This is a genomic window from Duganella sp. Dugasp56, assembly GCF_047304105.1.
In the GTDB taxonomy this organism is placed as follows: Bacteria; Pseudomonadota; Gammaproteobacteria; order Burkholderiales; family Burkholderiaceae_D; genus Rugamonas; species Rugamonas hordei.
Window position 1 is genome coordinate 49,205 of the sequence record NZ_JBGLYQ010000022.1, and the last position, 16,954, is coordinate 66,158.

13 protein-coding genes and 1 riboswitch are annotated in these 16,954 nt (G+C 65.5%); of the genes, 9 read left to right on the forward strand and 4 right to left on the reverse strand.

The annotated features are described in order from the left end of the window. The first annotated feature begins 91 nt into the window (after window positions 1-91). The 6 genes from ACCD07_RS16710 to ACCD07_RS16735 are packed head-to-tail and all read left to right on the forward strand — an operon-like array spanning window position 92 to window position 8,473. Window positions 92-2,644, forward strand: a complete 2,553-nt coding sequence (locus ACCD07_RS16710; protein WP_413447994.1) for a chemotaxis protein CheB — start codon at window positions 92-94, stop codon at window positions 2,642-2,644. A gap of 1 nt (window position 2,645) precedes the next feature. Beyond that, window positions 2,646-4,397, forward strand: a complete 1,752-nt coding sequence (locus ACCD07_RS16715; RefSeq protein WP_413447995.1) for a PAS domain S-box protein — start codon at window positions 2,646-2,648, stop codon at window positions 4,395-4,397. Between the two features lie 38 nt (window positions 4,398-4,435). Next, window positions 4,436-6,577, forward strand: coding sequence for a S46 family peptidase (locus ACCD07_RS16720; RefSeq protein ID WP_413447996.1), 2,142 nt, complete (start codon window positions 4,436-4,438; stop codon window positions 6,575-6,577). Continuing rightward, a complete protein-coding gene (gene pnuC / locus ACCD07_RS16725; RefSeq protein WP_413447997.1) occupies window positions 6,577-7,233 on the forward strand; it encodes a nicotinamide riboside transporter PnuC in 657 nt (218 codons plus the stop codon). Before ACCD07_RS16720 ends, pnuC begins: the two co-directional genes overlap by 1 nt. Then, entirely contained in the window at window positions 7,230-7,754 is a 525-nt protein-coding gene (locus ACCD07_RS16730) for an ATP-binding protein (RefSeq protein WP_353402950.1), read from the forward strand. Before pnuC ends, ACCD07_RS16730 begins: the two co-directional genes overlap by 4 nt. Beyond that, the gene (locus tag ACCD07_RS16735) at window positions 7,751-8,473 is read left to right on the forward strand and encodes a hypothetical protein (protein WP_353402951.1); all 723 of its coding nucleotides are present in this window, start codon (window positions 7,751-7,753) and stop codon (window positions 8,471-8,473) included. The genes ACCD07_RS16730 and ACCD07_RS16735 overlap by 4 nt, the downstream gene beginning before the upstream one ends. Here ACCD07_RS16735 and ACCD07_RS16740 read toward each other — a convergent pair. Beyond that, window positions 8,470-10,605 carry a TonB-dependent siderophore receptor gene (locus ACCD07_RS16740; protein ID WP_413447998.1) on the reverse strand — a complete coding sequence of 712 codons (2,136 nt, stop codon included), beginning with the start codon at window positions 10,603-10,605 and terminating at the stop codon, window positions 8,470-8,472. The genes ACCD07_RS16735 and ACCD07_RS16740 overlap by 4 nt on opposite strands. Window positions 10,606-10,660: 55 nt before the next feature. Continuing rightward, window positions 10,661-10,759, reverse strand: a riboswitch (TPP riboswitch). 188 nt (window positions 10,760-10,947) lie between these two features. On the opposite strand from ACCD07_RS16740, the gene ACCD07_RS16745 reads away from it, so the two are divergent. Continuing rightward, window positions 10,948-11,445 (forward strand): Imm26 family immunity protein, encoded by a 498-nt coding sequence (locus tag ACCD07_RS16745; protein ID WP_176651746.1) that lies wholly within the window; start codon window positions 10,948-10,950, stop codon window positions 11,443-11,445. Here ACCD07_RS16745 and ACCD07_RS16750 read toward each other — a convergent pair. From ACCD07_RS16750 to ompR, 3 genes are read right to left on the reverse strand one after another with little or no spacing between them, the layout of a single operon-like run. Then, window positions 11,432-12,139: a hypothetical protein gene (locus ACCD07_RS16750; RefSeq protein ID WP_413447999.1), complete on the reverse strand. Its 708-nt coding sequence runs from the start codon at window positions 12,137-12,139 to the stop codon at window positions 11,432-11,434. The two genes, ACCD07_RS16745 and ACCD07_RS16750, sit on opposite strands and share 14 nt — an antisense overlap. Continuing rightward, window positions 12,136-13,503, reverse strand: a complete 1,368-nt coding sequence (locus ACCD07_RS16755) for an ATP-binding protein (protein WP_176651745.1) — start codon at window positions 13,501-13,503, stop codon at window positions 12,136-12,138. The genes ACCD07_RS16750 and ACCD07_RS16755 overlap by 4 nt, the downstream gene beginning before the upstream one ends. A gap of 15 nt (window positions 13,504-13,518) precedes the next feature. Beyond that, window positions 13,519-14,220 (reverse strand): two-component system response regulator OmpR, encoded by a 702-nt coding sequence (gene ompR / locus ACCD07_RS16760; protein ID WP_353402978.1) that lies wholly within the window; start codon window positions 14,218-14,220, stop codon window positions 13,519-13,521. 236 nt (window positions 14,221-14,456) lie between these two features. Between ompR and ACCD07_RS16765 the strand changes: the two genes are divergently transcribed. Then, window positions 14,457-14,867 carry a hypothetical protein gene (locus ACCD07_RS16765; RefSeq protein ID WP_413448000.1) on the forward strand — a complete coding sequence of 137 codons (411 nt, stop codon included), beginning with the start codon at window positions 14,457-14,459 and terminating at the stop codon, window positions 14,865-14,867. A gap of 215 nt (window positions 14,868-15,082) precedes the next feature. Continuing rightward, window positions 15,083-16,915, forward strand: a complete 1,833-nt coding sequence (locus tag ACCD07_RS16770; protein WP_413448001.1) for a flagellar assembly protein A — start codon at window positions 15,083-15,085, stop codon at window positions 16,913-16,915. Window positions 16,916-16,954: the final 39 nt, after the last annotated feature.

Genomic DNA, 16,954 nt, shown 5'->3' on the forward strand with positions numbered 1-16,954 from the left:
TATAATCTTCTGGCAAGATGTAAACAAAGACTACTTTCCCGAAACGCCTGGTCGCCAGTGCGGGGTCGCTCCGGTAGGTTGCCGCGCCACGATGACAAAACAAGCCGCCCCCATTGCTGCTGCCGATGAGACGATCGCGGTCGTCGGCGTCGGCGCGTCCGCCGGCGGGCTCGATCCGATCTGCGAATTCCTCGCCAGCGTGCCGCCGGCCAGCGCTTGTGCCTATGTCGTCGTGCAGCACCTCGATCCGCTCCACAAAGGCATGCTGCCCGAGTTGCTGCAGCGTGTCACCCGCATGAAGGTATGCGAAGTCGAAGACGGCATGGCGGTCGAAGCCAATCACGTCTACGTGATCCCGCCCAACCGCGATCTGGGGTTCGACGGCGAGCGTTTCGCCGTGCTGCCGCCGGCGGGCGATCGCGGTCACCGCCTGCCGATCGATAACTTCTTCCTGGCGCTGGCGGCGCGCTGCGGCGAGAAGGCGGTCGGCATCGTTTTTTCCGGCATGGGCTCGGACGGCACGCTGGGTCTGGCCGCGATCCGCGATGCCGGCGGGCTGACGCTGGCCCAGCTGCCGTCGTCGGCGCGCTTCGATCCGATGCCTGCCAACGCCATCGCAGCCGGCGTGGTCGATGTCGTGGCCCTGCCGACAGACATGGCGCTGCATGTGGTTTCCTGGCGCGACACGCAGAACGCGGGCCTGCCGGCCCAGGCCACCGCGCAGCGCGACGCGCTGCAACAGCTGTTCCAGTTGTTGCTCCAGCAGACCGGCGCCAATTTTTCCGACTACAAGCTCAGTACCGTCTTGCGCCGCATCGACCGCCGCATGAAGCTGTGCCAGTGCGCCTCGCTGCCCGAATATGTCGGCTTCATGCACAACAACCCGATCGAGGTCGAGCTGCTGTTCAAGGAGCTGCTGATCGGCGTCACCAACTTCTTCCGCGATCCCAAGGTGTGGGACTACCTGATGGCGACGGCATTGCCTCAACTGCTGGCGGATCATCCGAACGGCGCCGCCTTCAAGGCCTGGGTGCCTGCCTGCTCGACCGGAGAGGAGGCGTATTCGCTGGCGATCGCCTTCAACGAGGTGTTGGGGCAGCTGCGCCCGGCGGCGCAGTACACGCTGCAGATCTTCGCCACGGATCTCGACGACGACGCCATCGAGCGGGCACGCCAGGGGGTGTTCGGCGCCGGCATCGAGGAGCACGTCGGCCCGGCGCTGCTGCAGCGCTACTTCATGCCGGCCGAGAAGGGCGGCTACCGCGTCCGCAAGGACGTGCGCAACACCATCATCTTCGCGCGCCAGAACATCATTTCCGACCCGCCGTTCACCAAGCTCGATATACTGTGCTGCCGCAACCTGCTGATCTATTTCACGGCCAAGCTGCAGGAACAGTTGATACCGCTGTTCCATTACGCCTTGAAGACCGGTGGGCTGCTGATGCTGGGCAGCGCCGATACTCCCGGCCATTTCAACGAGTTGTTCGCGCCGACCAGCGGCGCGGGCCGCATCTACCGGCGGCTCGACGCCTCCATTCATCGTGTCGCCAATTATTTTCCTACGCGCGTCAGCAGCGTGTCGATTCCTCCAGCCAGCGAACCCAGTGATCCTTCCATGAACGGTAATCTTCAAACCCAGGTCGAGCAGATGCTGCTCAAGAAGCATGCGCCGGCCGCCGTGCTGCTCAACGTGAATGGCGACATCCTGTACATCCACGGCCGCACCGGCGCCTATCTGGAGCCGGCCGCCGGCAAGGCCAACTGGAACATCCACGCGATGGCGCGCGACAGCCTGCGGCACGAGCTGGCCGACCTGCTGAAGCGGGCCTCGCAGTCCAGCGACATGATCGCGGTGCGCGGTCTGATCCAGCGCGACGAGAAGGGCAAGCCCTCGCAGGCGGTGGACCTGACCGCCGAGTCCATGACGGAAGGCGGCTCCCTGGCCGGCACCGTGCTGCTGACCCTTGCCACCGTGCCGCTGCCGCCGGCGAAGCGCCGTCCGCGCTCCAGCAATCCGCAGGTGCTGGAGCTGGAGCAGCAGCTGGCGCAGGCGCGGCTGGAGATCCAGGCGGTGCGCGACGAGATGCAGGCCTCGCGCGAAGAACTCAAGTCCGCCAACGAGGAACTGCAGTCGACCAACGAGGAGCTGCAGTCGACCAACGAGGAACTGACCACCTCCAAGGAGGAGATGCAGTCGCTGAACGAGGAGCTGTACACCGTCAACGCCGAGCTGCAATCGAAGGTCGACGACCTGTCGCTGGTCAACGGCGACATGAAGAATCTGCTCAACAGCACCGACGTCGCCACCATCTTCCTCGACAGCGCGCTGCGCATCCGCCGCTTCACCGACCAGAGCACCCAGATCTACAAGCTGATCCCCGGCGATGTAAACCGCCCGTTGAGCGACATCGTCAACGACCTGCAGTACCCGGACCTGGAGGCGGACGCGCGGGAGGTGCTGCGCACGCTGGTGTTCCGCGAGCGCCAGATCCCGACCCGCAACGGCGGCTGGTACACCGTGCGCATCATGCCCTACCGGACGGTGGAGAATGTCATCGACGGCGTGGTGGTCACCTTCATCAACATCACCGAATCGAAACAGCTGGAGGCGCAGTTGCGGTCGATGCAAAAGGGCGAGGACTAGCATGCCAAGGCGACCGCGTCCCGAACTCGATCCGGTCCAGCTGCGGCGCATCGCCGAGCTGACGGTATCGGCGCTGCCGACCGCCCAGCTGACGTCGGCGGACGCCGACAGCGATGAGCTGAGGCGCTGGCATGAACTGCAGGTCAGCCAGATCGAGCTGGACATGCAGAACACTGCGCTGCTCGAACTGCAGGCCGAGCGCGACCAGGCCGAAGCGGGACGCGACCGCTACGCCATGCTGTACGACCAGGCGCCGGCCGGCTACCTGTCGCTCGATGTCGAGGGCCGCGTGCTGCGTGCCAACCATGCGGCCGGCGAGCTGCTGGCTTGCCCGCGCGAGGAATTGCCGGGCAAGCGCTTCGAACAATTCGTCGCGCCGGAAGCGCAGGCGGCCTTGCGGCTGTTCCTGCGGCAGTTGTTCGAGCATGGCGCGCGCGCGGTGCTGGAGGTGCCGCTTTTCGACCGCCATGCCGGCGCTGCCACAGGCGCGCCGGCCGAGCCGCGCCAGGTCCACATCGAAGCCAACCTCGATGCCGAGGCCCGCAGGTGCCGGGTGATCCTGACCGACATGGGCACGGCCGACCGGCGCGAGGCGGCGCGGAGGCGCGCCTTCCAGGTGCTCGACAGCATAGGCGAGGGCGTGCTGGTGTGCGACGCCGACAACAACATCGTCTCCGTCAATCCCGCCTTCACCGCCCTGACCGGCTACCCGGTGGAGGAGGTGCTGGGCCGCAATCCACGCTTCCTCGGGCGCCCGGGCGCCCATGCGGCCGGCTACCATGCGGAGGCGATGCGCTGCCTTCGCGCCTACGGCAAATGGCAGGGCGAGGTGCACAACCAGCGGCGCGACGGCACGCCGTACGTGGCGCACATGTCGCTGACGGTGATACGCGACGAGCATGGCGGCATCAATGCGTTCATCGGCGTGTTCTCGGATATCACCGCGCGCCAGCAGGCGGAGGCGGCGCTGCTGCAATTGTCGCGCGAGCTCGATGCGCGCGTGGTCGAGCGGACCGCCGCGCTGACCGAGGCCAACCTGCGCCTGACGCAGGAGGTGGCGGAGCGCAAGCGCGCCGAGGCCGACCTGCAGGAATCGCGCGAGCAGCTGCGCAAGCTGGCCGAGCATCTGGAAACGGTCAAGGAGGACGAGCGCACGCGCATCGCCCGCGACATCCATGACGAGCTGGGACAGAACCTGCTGGCGCTGCGCATCGACGTCTCAATGCTCAGCGCGCGCACCGGCGAGCGCCATGTGCGGCTGCACAACCGCGTCGAAGCGGTGCTGGAGAACGTCGACACCACCATCCGCAACGTGCGCGGCATCATGAACGAGCTGCGGCCGGCGGTGCTGGACCTGGGCCTGCAGGCGGCCCTCGAATGGCAGGCCGGCGAGTTCCGCAAGCGCAGCGGCCTGGCGTGCACGCTGATGCTTCCCGCCGAGCCGGTGTTCGCCGCCATCAAGCCCGAGATGGAGATCGTGCTGTTCCGCGCGCTGCAGGAGGCGCTGAGCAATGTGCGCCGTCACGCCGGCGCCAGCCGGGTCGACATCGCGCTGGCGGAGCAGGGCGGCCGCCTGCGCCTCACCATCGCCGACAACGGTATCGGCCTCGCGCCCCAGCATCGCGGCAAGAGCGAGTCCTTCGGCCTGATCGGCATGGCGCAGCGGGTGGCCGCGCTGGGCGGGCGCCTGGACCTGGGCCTCTACGTGCCGGGCGGAGGTTGTACGCTGACAATAGACTTGGACCTCGCATAAGGCATATACTGCCGCCAGCATTTATCCTGGGGGCGCTCTTGTTAAAATATCTAGTACTGCCGATGGCGCTGATCAGCGCCGCAGCGGCACAGGCCGACGAAGGCCAGTGGCAGCCGTACCAGCTGCCGCAACTGAAATCCGAACTGAAACGCGTCGGCATCACGATCCCGGCCGAAAAACTGGCGGACCTGTCCAAGCACCCGATGAGCGCCATCGTCGCGCTGCCCGGCTGCTCGGCCTCCTTCGTCTCGCCCGACGGGCTGGTGGTGTCCAACCACCACTGCGCCTACGGCGCGATCCAGCGCAACTCGACCCCCGAACATAACTACATCGTCGACGGCTACCTGGCCAGGACCCGCGCCGAAGAGCTGCCGGGCGGCCCGAACACGCTGGTCTACGTGACCGACAAGGTGGAAAACGTCACCGACCGCGTGCTCAAGGGCGTGACCGCGTCGATGAGCGGCAGGCAGCGCCACGACGCGGTGGAAAAAGCCGTCAAGGCGCTGATCGCCGAATGCGAGGCCGACAAGAGCTACCGCTGCTCGGTGCCGGCCTTCCATCGCGGCCTGGAGTACTACCGCATCCGCCAGATGATGATACGCGACGTGCGCCTGGTGTACGCGCCGGCCGACATGATCGGCAACTTCGGCGGCGACATCGACAACTACGAGTGGCCACGCCAGGGCGGCGACTATTCCTTCCTGCGCGCCTACGTGGGCAAGGACGGCCGTCCGGCCGACCCGTCGCCGGACAACGTGCCTTACCACTCGAAGGACTTCCTGGTGGTGTCGGCCGCCGGCTTGAAGAACGGCGATCCGGTGCTGCTGGCCGGCTATCCGGGCCGCACCGGCCGCTACAAGCTGCCGTCGGAAATCCGCGCCGCGCGCGACAGCGCCTATCCGGCCAAGGTGGCCGAGATCCAGGCCGACCTGGACGTGATCGCCGCCGCGGTCAAGGGCAATGCCGCCGCCGCCGTGCGCTATGCCAGCGTCGACAAGAGCATGAACAACGTGATGAAGAAAACCCAGGGCCTGCTGGACGGCTTTGCGCGCAAGGACATCGCCGCCATCAAGGACGTGCAGGACGCCGAGTTCCGCGCGTGGTATGCGAAGCAGCCGGGCGTGTCGAAAACGCTGCTGGCGGAACTGGACGCGGCGATCGCCGCCGACATCGCGCTGGCCGACGAGGAATTCGGCTACAGCGTGGCCACCACCGGCGACCTGCTGAAAAGCGCCGCCACGCTGTACCGCCTGGCGCGCGAAAACGCCAAGCCGGACGCGGAACGGGAAAGCGGCTACCAGCAGCGCGACCTGACCTTTATCAAGGCCCGCCTGAACCGTCTGGAGCAGTCTTACGTGGGCAGCGTCGACCAGGCGCGCTTCGCGGCCGCGCTGCAGCGCTACGCCAGGCTGCCGAAGTCCATGCACGTAGCCGGCATGGACGCATTGCTGCCGGCGGTTGACGCGGTGCCGGCGATGTACGGCAAGACGGAACTGGGCGATACCGCCAGGCGCCTGGCGTGGGTGGGCAAGGATGCCGCCGCCATCGCCGCTTCGGACGACGCCTTCCTGCAGCTGGCCGTCAAGCTGGACGATGTGACCGAGTCGCTGAAGGAGCGCCGCAAGGAACTGGACGGCAATCTGGAGCGCGTGATCCCGCAATACATGCAGGCTGTGATCGCGTGGAAGAAGTCGCAGGGCAAACCGGTGTATCCTGATGCGAATTCGACGCTGCGCGTGACCTATGGCACCGTGTCGCCGTACTCGCCGAAGGACGGCATCACCAAGGGCCCGTTCACCACGGTCGAAGGCATCGTCGAGAAGCATACCGGCAAGGACCCGTTCAACGCGCCGCAAAAGCTGCTCGATGCGATCAAGGCCAAGCGCTATGGGCAATTCAAGGATCCGGTGCTGGGTACCGTGCCGGTCGATTTCCTGACCAGCGCCGATACCACCGGCGGCAACTCCGGCTCGGCGGTGATGAACAGGAACGGCGAGTTGATCGGCCTGAATTTCGATTCGACCTACGAGTCCATCACCAAGGACTGGTACTTCGACCGCGATATCACCCGCGCCATACACATGGATATCCGTTATATGTTGTGGATCATGAGCGAAGTGGATCACGCTGATAACGTGCTCAAGGAGATGACCATCAAATACCCGGCGCAAAAAAAATAATGAACGAGCTATCGGTTCTATTAGGTTACGCGAATACGCTCTGGCACCTGGCGGGCTTCGTCACGACTCCGCTGGAACTGGTCTCCTTCATCCTGTCGGTGGCCACGGTGTGGCTGAACATCCGCCAGAGCCATTGGGGCTGGCTGTTCGCCATCATCTCGTCGGTCACCTACGGCCTGGTGTTTTTCGGCTCGCGCCTGTATGGCGACATGGGCCTGCAACTGGTGTTCATCACGGTGTCCTTCTATGGCTGGTACCAGTGGCTGCACGGCGACGACAGCCATGACCGGCTGCCCGTCACCGCGCTCAATGCGCGCGGCCGCTGGAGCGCCGCCGCCGGCTGGCTGGTGGGCTTCGCGCTGCTGGCGTGGTTCCTCAAGTCGTACACCGATACCGACGTGCCGAACGCCGATGGTTTCCTGACCGCCGGTAGCCTGGTCGGACAGCTGCTGCTGTCGCGTAAAAAGATCGAGAACTGGCATGTATGGATCATCGTCGACGTGCTGTACGTGGCGCTATACCTGCACAAGCACCTGATGCTGACAGCGGTGCTGTACGCGGTCTTCGTCGGCATGGCGGTGATCGGCCTGCGCGCCTGGAGCGAAGACGGCCAGAGTGCGGACGGCGGCGCCGGCCGGCGCATGGCGCTGGAATGAACGCGCCGCCGCTGCGCGTGGCGATACTCGGCCCCGAGTCGTCGGGCAAATCGACGCTGGCCGAGACGCTGGCCATGCGTCACCAGACGCTGTGGGTGCCCGAATACCTGCGCGAGTTCGTCGACACCGAGGGCAGGGTGCCGGTGGCCGCCGACCAGTTCCACATCGCCGCCACCCAGCGCGACCGCGAGGACGCGGCCGCAGCCAGTGGCGGAACCAACAAATATCTTTTCTGCGACACCGCGCCGCTGATGACGGCGGTCTACAGCCGCCACTATTTCGGCGGCATCGACGACCAGCTGGCGCCGCTGGCGGACCGCCATCCGCAGGATTACGCCATGACGCTGGTGGCCTCGCCGGATATTCCCTGGGTGGCCGACGGCCTGCAGCGCGACAGCGAGGAAGTCACCGCCATCATCTATCGTATGCTGCTGGACGAACTGGCCGCGCGTGGGATACCCTATCTGCTGGTGTCGGGTGAACTCGATCAACGCTTATCCTGGGTGGAAAAACATTTATGAAAAGGCGGCTGGCGGCGTTATTGATGCTGGCGTCCCCGCTGGCGCTGGCCGATACCGGCTACTACCTGGTTTCCACCTACGATGTGGAAGGCCAGGCGTCCATCGACTACAAATACTGGAACGCCCACTACAAGGGATTTACCACCGCAGCGCCGGAAATCGGTTTCGGCTACGGCGTGACGTCGCGCTGGTACACGGAGCTGTACGCGCAGTGGTTCCAGTTCAACGGCGGCGGTAAAAAATGGGCGGAAACCGCCTGGCAGAACGACTTCATGCTGACGCAAGGCCAGTACGATTTCGACCTGGCGCTGCACACCAAGGTCACCAAGGCACGCGACAGCGCCGACGGTTATGCGCTGGAAGCGGGGCCGGTGCTGCAGACGGAAATCGGCCGCACGCAATTCAACGCCAACCTGTTCTTCCAGCGCGACGTCCGGGTCGAGGGCGGCGGCGAGCATCCGCTGGAGCTGACTTACCAGCTGCAGGTCAAGCATCACTGGAAGCCGTGGTTCCAGCCCGGCGTGCAGGCCTTCGGCGAAGTGGGGAAATGGAATGACTGGCTGCCTTACCGGCAGCAGTCGCACCGCGCGGGACCGGCGGTGCTGGGCCATGTGGATATCGGCAAGCAGGAACTGAAGTATGAATTCGCCTACCTGATCGGCAGGAATTCGGCGCGCGCAGCGAAGAGCTTCTCGATGCGCGCGCAGCTCATTTTCTAGAAGTCCAGCTGCGCCGAGACGCGGAAGGTGCGCGATGCACCCGGCATCAGGTAGCCGCCCAGGTCCGGCGTGACGTCGCGCCAGTAGAACTTGTCCAGCGCATTGTCGATGCCGGCGCGGAAGGTGGTGGCCATGCCGGCCACGCGCGTCGCATACGAGCCGCTCAGGTTCAGCACATGGTAGGCCGGCACGAACACCGTGTTGGCCGCGTCGAACGCCTTCTTGCCCGAGTACTGCCAGTTGGCGCCCAGCTTCAGGCCCGCCAGTTGCGGTACGGCGTAATCCGCGTACACGGACGACTTGAAGGCGGCGACGTCGGTCACCCGCTTGCCGTCCATGTCTGCGTTGCCGGTGTCGCGCTGCTGCGTGTTGAGCGCGGTGGCCGATACGCCCACCGTCAGGTCGCGCGTCACTCGTCCGTTCAACGCCGCCTCCAGGCCGCGGTTCTGCGCCTGGCCGTTACGCACATAGAAGTTCTGCGCGTCGGTGTATTCCAGGCCTTTGCGGATCTGGAACAACGCCACGGTGGCGCTCAGGTCCTGACGGATGTCGGCCTTGATGCCCAGCTCCACCTGCTTGGATTTGCCCGGATCGAGCGCGCGGCGTTCGTTGCCGGTGCCGATAGGCGCCACGCCGCCATGCTCCAGGCCTTGCGCATACGATGCGTAGACGGAGACGTTGGGACGCACGCTGTATACCAGCGCCACGTTCGGCAGCCAGAAGCCGACGTCGGTGTGCGCGTACGGCAGCACCGCGCCGTTGTCGTCGGTGCCGACGTATTCGTCGCGCTTGACCTGCACGTAGCGCGCGCCCGCGTGCAGCTTGAGCTGCTCGGTCAGGCTCAGGATGTCTTGTGCGAACACGGCCCGTTCGTTGTCGCGGCGGCGTTCGGAAACCGGACCGCTGGTGCCGGGCGCCGGCGCGACCACCACAGGATGGTAGATATTGCTGGTGCCCGACAGGTCGTACAGGTAGTCGCCCCATTTTTCGCTGTTCTTGAACAGCGATGCGCCGCCAGTGAACTCATGCTTCAGCGAGCCGGTGGCGAAACGGCCCTGGACCAGCGCCTGCACCGTCAGCGGCGATTTTTTCTCGCCCAGGCTGATGTAGTTGTAGACGTCGTAGTCGCCGTTGCCGCAGAAGCCGGGATACAGGTCCTGGGCGCCGCAGCCGTAAGGGAAGGCGGTGTAGTCGTCGCGCTTGAAGGTGTGCTGGTTGGCGCTGAGCGTGGTGCTCCAGTCGGGCGTGAACTTGTATTCGAAGCGCGCGCCGACGTTGCTGCTGGTGGTCTCCACCGGACGGCTCCACGGCTGGTTGTTCAGCATGTTGTCCGCCTCGATATTGGGCAGGGTCAGGTTGTTCAGCAGCTGGAAGCCGGGAGCGGTGGTCTGCGATTTTTTCTGGTAGTCGGCATCGACCTGCAGCAGCGCCTGCGGCGAGATGCGCCAGTCGAAGGCGGCCGAGACGAACTTGCGGTTGCCGTCGGCGCCCTTGATGTAGGAGCGCAGGCGCTCGGCGGCGGCGTTGATGCGGTAGCCGAAGCGGGTGTCCTCGAAACGGCCGCCCAGGTCGACGGCGCCGTAGACGGTGCCGCGCTCGCGCTCTTCCAGCACCACCGTGCGCAGCGGCGTATCGGTCGGGCGCTTGGTGACGTAGTTGACGATGCCGCCGGGCGCGGCCACGCCTGCCTGCAGGCCGGACAGGCCTTTGAGCACTTCCAGACGCTCCTTGTTTTCCAGCGGGATCTGGGTGTCGCCGGGGATGGCCATGCCGTCCTTGCGGTAGCTGGAGGCGTTGTCGAGCTTGAAGCCGCGGATCGAGAACTGTTCCGAGTAGCCGACCGCGTTGTAGGCGTCGCTGATGCTGGCGTCGTATCGGGCGGCGTCGGTGGTGGAGCGGATCTGCAGGTCCAGCATCTGCTCGGCGGTCAGCACGCTGACCGAGGCCGGCGTTTCCAGCAGCGGCGCGTTGGAGAAGCCGGCGACGGAGGCGCGCGTGGCCTGCGCCTTGGCGGCGGTGATCACCACTTCCGTCATGGGCTGGTCGGCGGCGGTTTCGGCGATGGCGGCGCCAGGAAAAGCCTGCAACACCGCGAGGGCGATGGTGGATACTGCGAATTTTGGGTTGTACATTGTCTGCTCTCTTCTTGTTCGGCTGGGGCCGCGGAAGAGAGCCATCAAAGGAGGGGAGAACCACTTTGCGCTTTCCTTCGCTGGCATTATCCAGATCAGGTACGAAGGGTATCTCTCACCCGGAAACAATGTCCCAGGACCCCTAGCGAAGCGGTAGTTTAGCACAAACCTGGCGCGACCCCGGCCGTAGCGATGGCGTGCGACGTATTCCGCGCCGCGCCGCTACACTTGCGATTTGCGCCCCAGGGCGCCAACGAAGCAGTCACAGCCAATAGCGGAGGCGCCATCATGTCAGTGCATTTTGGTGAATCGTTACTGCATCGTGCAAGTGAAAGGGTAGGAATGAGGCAGTCGTATCAAGAGGGAAGCTGGTTTGCGGTGCCGCTGCTGGATGGCGGGTATGGCTGGGGACTGGTGGCGCGTTTGTCGCCGGGAAGTAAGATTATGCTGGCGTATCTGTTCGGCCCCAAGCTGACGCGCCTGCCGACGCTGGAGGAGCTGGGCACCCTGCAGCCTCAGGACGCGGTGAAGATATTGCGGGTGGGCGACATGGCGCTGGCCAGCGGCCACTGGCGCGTGCTGGGCGACGCGCCCGACTGGGATCCCGCGCGCTGGCCGGTGCCGCAGTTCCTGCGCCGCGCCGACGCCCTCAAGCGCGCCTGGCGCGTGACATATTCGGATGCCGACCCGAGCCGGTCGGAACGCGAGGAGTCCGTACCCTATGATACACAAGGGCTGGAAACGGATTCGCTGTACGGCTACGGTTCGGCGGAGTTATTGTTGACCAAGCTGCTCGAGCCGGCCGACCATCCGATCAACCGCAGCGTCAACCGCAGCTGACGTTCCAGGCCGTGTATTCGCCGCGGCTCTTGCGCACGGCGACGCGGGCCACGGTGTCGCGGTCGCTGCTGAACACCAGGCCGAACATCACCGGCGCACCGGGCGTCGGCGCCGCCGGTTCCAGCGCGCTGAGGCGGAAGGTCAGCGCGCGCTGGCGGGCGCATTGCGAGTTGCCGGCAAACAGCAGGCGTGCGCGCAGCAGCAACTCGCGGTGCTGGCGCAGCAGCGCCACCACGTCCGCCGGCGGCAAGGTCTTATCCATCAGCACGGTGTAGCGGGCGGCGGTGCAGGCGGTGGCCGGTTTCGCCAGCCACACATACCATTCCGGCGGCTGGGCCGACTCGGTCCAGCGCCGTCCCTTGGGCGCGCCGGCGTCATAGATGAAACTGGAGCGTATCTGCCGGCACAGGTCGACGGCCGAGTGGCGCGGCGCCGAATCGACGCGGGCGATCACCTGCCACGGCTTGCCGCGCTGGCGTTCGATGTCGAAGGCGGGCGCGAACAGCGGCAGCACCGGCTGCGCGCCGTGGGCTTCGGCGGCGGTTTTTTCGCGGAAATAGTCGTCGAAGGAATCGCGCTCCTCGGCCGTGGGCTGGCGCTGTTCGATGCGCGGCGGCGCGGCTGCGGTTGCGGTTGAGCTTGCCTGCGCGACGACCAGCAGCGCTGCGGCCATCGATAAAGCTGCGCGCATCATGCCGCCTTCATCACGATCTGGATCTGCAGGCCGCCGCCTTCGCGGTTGCGCACATGGAGCTCGGCGCCGTGGCGCAGCAGCACGCGGTCGACGATGGCCAGCCCGAGGCCGGCGCCGTTGGCCTGGCCGCGCGCCGTGTCCAGCCGCGTGAAGGGCTTGAGCAGCTGCTCGATCTGGTCGTCCGGCACGCCGGCGCCGTGGTCCTGCACTTCGATGGTCACCCGCTTCGACGTGTGCATGCCTTTGACGCTGCACTTGATGTCGATCTCGGTGAACTCGGCGTCGGGCGTCCTGCCGTAGCGGCGGGCGTTTTCGATCAGGTTGTTGATGACGCGCTTGAGGTCGGTGGGATTGCCCATCACGTGGGCGTTGGCGGCGATGTCGGTGCGGATGTGCACGTCGGGCAGGCGCTCCGCTTCGCGCGCGGTGTCGCTCAGCAGTTCGCTGATGTCGACGTTGGTGAAGCTCGACGCCTCGGTCGGCTTGGCATAGTCGAGGAACTGGCCGATGATGGCGTCCATCTGGCCGATGTCGGACTGGATGCCCTCGCGCGCGTCGTTGGACAGGTTGGCCATCTCCACTTCCAGCTGCATGCGCGCCAGCGGCGTGCGCAGGTCGTGCGAAATGCCGGCCAGGATCACGGCGCGGTCCGACTCCACCTGCTGCAGCTGGTCGACCATCTGGTTGAAGCTGCGGTTGGCCTCCATGATTTCCAGCGGGCCTTTTTCCGGCAGCGGATCGGGGCGCTTGCCCTGGGCGAAGGCGCGCGTGGCCTGCGTCAGCCGGCGCAGCGGCAGGTTGATCAGGCTGGAGATGAAGGCCGCACCCAGCAGCGACACCACCGACACCACGCTGGCCCAGCCCAGCCACTGGATGCCGGTCAGGCCGCGGATGCGTTCGCGCTCGAGCATCAGCCAGTAGGCGTCGTCGTCGATCTTGAAGCTGACCCAGAAGCCGGACACGCCGTTGACCTGGGCCGAGAAGCGCGTGTCCTCGCCCAGCTTGGCCTTGACCAGCTTCTGGATGTCGGGCATCAGCGCGTTGTCGGGCGGCGGCTCGACCTTGTCGTCTTCCTCCAGCGGGAACACGCGGATGCCTTCGTTCGACACCAGGTCGAACAGCAGCTCGCGCCGCAGTTCGGGCGCGGAGTGGGTCAGGGCGGCGTGGGTGATGGTGACCACCGAGATCACCTGCGAGGAGATCTGCTGCACCTGCGGCTCGTGCTGCACCACGCTGATCATGCCGACCCAGGCCGTCATGCTGGTGGTGGTCAGCGCCCCCAGCAGGAAGAAGGTACGCCAGAACAGGCCGCTTTTCAGGCTGGCCACGCGAAACGTGAAGGGGAACTTCGATGGAAACTTCATGTGCGCTTCCGCGCCTTAGCGCGGCTGCCCCTCCGGAATGAACACATAGCCCAGGCCCCAGACGGTCTGGATGTACAGCGGGCTCGACGGATCGGGCTCGATCAGCTTGCGCAGGCGCGAGATCTGCACGTCCAGGCTGCGGTCGAACACCTCGTATTCGCGGCCGCGCGCCAGTTCCATCAGCTTCTCGCGCGACAGCGGCTGGCGCGCGTGGCGGGCGAATACTTTCAGTACCGAAAACTCCCCCGTGGTCAGCGGCACGGTTTCGCCGTTCTTCTTCAGCGTGCGCGTGCCCAGGTCCAGCACGAACTGGCCGAACTCGAACGATTGCGGGGTTTCCGACGGCGCGCCGGGAATCTCGTCCGGACCGCGGCGGCGCAGCACGGCGCCGATGCGGGCCACCAGCTCGCGCGGGTTGAACGGCTTGGGCAGGTAGTCGTCGGCGCCCATTTCCAGGCCGACGATGCGGTCCACGTCCTCGCCCTTGGCGGTGAGCATGATGATCGGCGTCTGGTCGCCGGCGCCGCGCAGGCGGCGGCAGATCGACAGGCCGTCCTCGCCGGGCAGCATCAGGTCCAGTACCAGCAGGTCGTAGCGCTCGCGCAGCCACAGCTTGTTCATCGCCGTGGCGCTCTCGGCGGTGAAGACATTGAAGCCCTGTTCGGTCAGGTAGCGGCGCAGCAGGTCGCGCAGGCGGACGTCGTCGTCCACTACCATAATCTTGGCCTGGTGGCCATTTTGATTAACCGGGGTGTTGCCGGATTCTGTCGTTGTGCTAGTCATTTGCCTGCCAGATTTGTCATATTCATGTTGCTATGGTAACGTCATAATCGTCTTGCGAAAACGTCTGTGACCACCCATTACAAAGTGTTACAAACTTTACCCAATTCGTCTTACCCCCTCAGGTAAAGCATCATACACTCTGGGCATAGATTCAGCTTTTTAGGAACGCCATGGGCATCGATCACAAAAAAATACACGCGGCAGCAAGCGCATCTTTTTGCGTTCGATCCTCCATGGGCGCCGCGCTGTTGTGCTGCGGACTGCTGGGCGCATCGCTGGCCCAGGCCGATTCCGGTGAGGGTCCGCGCCGTGAAGAGCAGCGCAATGCCCCGGTCCGGGAGCATGTGCAGCAGCAGGCACAACCCCGCCAGCAGGCCGAGCGCCAGGCCGACCCGCGCCAGCTCGATCCGCGCAGCTACGAGGCGCGCGCCGAAGAGCAGCGCCGCGCGATGCAGGAAGCCGGCCGCAATGCGGAGATGAGCCGCCGCGTCGGCCGCCTGACTCCCGACGAGCGCCGCGACCTGCGCCGCCAGATCAATGAAGTGGGCCAGGACATCTACGCCAACCCGCCGCGTCATTAATGTTATTGATTCAATATTGATCTGTAGCAATAAGTTCACACTCACCCCGTTCACGACACGAATTTCGCTTCCATTCGGCCACTCTGCGTGTAATATTAATTAATTACACGTAATTGCCTTTTGGCATTCCTGTTGTCCGGAGGATAAGAGTGGCTCACGATGCGGTACCTGCCGTCCCAGTACCTGGACAGGAGTCCCCGGCTCCGGGACGCGGCTTGCCCGTCGGTTTGCTGAGCCGGCCGGACGGCATCTACATCGACCTGACGCTGTCGCCGCTGACGCTGACGGCGGCCATCAACGAAGTCTTCCACTCGCACTATTATTTTGTCGGCCTGAACTATCCGGTGCTGATCAAGGCGCTGTACGGCGTCGGCCCCGACTTCGGCAACGCCAAGGTGGTGCGGCTGGCGGCCGAGATGCGCGCGATCGACGAGCAGCGCATCCCGCTGTACAAGAATCCCAAGATGGGGCGCGGGTACGCCGAATACTATTTCGAGCCGCTGTTCCTGGACGAGATGGTGCTGCCCGACGGCACCGTGATACCGGAGCGCCAGACCCGGCTCGACGTCGACGAGTTTGTCGCCGAGATGTGGAACAAGGGCATCCTGTTCGGCATCGAGGTGGCGGCGGTGGCGGCGGCGATCGCCTCCACCAAGGCCGACCGCATCACCTTCGCCACCGACCTGGAACCGGCGGCCGGCCAGGACGCGACCGTGGTCGAGGTGTCGTCCGACCTGCACCGCAGCGACGCGCCCAAGGCCAAGGCCGACGGCCGCATCGACCTGCAGAGTTTCCAGAACCGCTTCCCGCAGATCAAGCCCAATGTGCGGCTGCTGAAAAAGCTGCCGCCGGTGCCGGGCCAGCCGGGCTTCGACCTGGCCGGCAAGGTCACGGCGCCGGAGCCGCCCAAGGACCTGACGCTGCGCTTCTACGCCGGCGACGGCACCGAGGCCAAGATGCTGGAGGACGGCGAGTACCTGGTGTCGACCCGCGAGGGTTTCCTGAGCGTCGATCCGAAGTCCAGCCGCATCTCCATCACCGACAAGATCGTCAGCACGGAAGGCGTCAGCGGGCGCACCACCGGCAACCTGCAGCTGGCCGGCGCCTACGAGGAATACGGCGACGTACAGGAGCAGAAGGAAGTCACCGGCAGCGACATCACGGTGCACGGCAACGTCTACGGCCATATCAATTCGCGCGGCGGCACCGTGGTGCTGGACCAGAACCTGGTCAGCGGCAGCGTCAACAACGTGGCCGGCGACGTGACCGTGACCGGCGTCGCCTCCAATTCGGTGATCCACACCCGCAGCGGCAAGATCGTCATCGGCCGCGCCGAGAACTGCGTCATCTCCGGCACCAGCGTGACGGTGGGCGAGGCCTCCAACTGCGAGATCGTCGCCGACGAGATCCGCATCGAGGTGGCCGAGGGCTGCGCGGTGGCCGGCCGCAATGTCGAAATCGAAAATGCCGGACCGCGCCGCCGCACCGAAATGGTGGTCTACGTGCTGGTGCGCGACGTCAGCAAATTCGACGAGGAGATCGCCGAACTGGATCAGCGGGTCGCCGCTTTCGCGCAGGCCAACCAAGGCTTCCAGGAAGAGATCGACCGCATCGCCGCCGTGCCGGACGTGCGCCGCTACCTGGCGCTGGCGGCCAAGCTGCGCAACCAGGAACTGCAGCTGACGCCGGAGCAGGGTCTGCATCTGCGCAAGATCGCGGCGGCGGTTGCGGCCGAGCTGCAGGCCATCGCCAAGCTGCGCGAGGATCTGCAGGCCGGCCAGACGCAGCAAAAGCTGCTGGCCGACCGCCTGGCCCGCGTGATCGAACAGAAGCAGGAGGCGTCCGGCCATGCGCGCTGCGGCCTGCACATGGTCAGCGGCGAGACCACCGTGCGCACCATGCCTTATCTGGCCGACAGCGCCTCGCTGGCGCTGCTGCCGCCCAAGGACATCAAGCAGCGCCTGCGCGGCACGCCCAACGGCGGCGAGGTGCTGTTCTGCGACAGCGACGGCTCGCTGGACTGGCACTTGAGCGCGCGTCCGCAATGAGGCGCGCACAAGTTTCATGGTTCATGCTAATCTAGAATT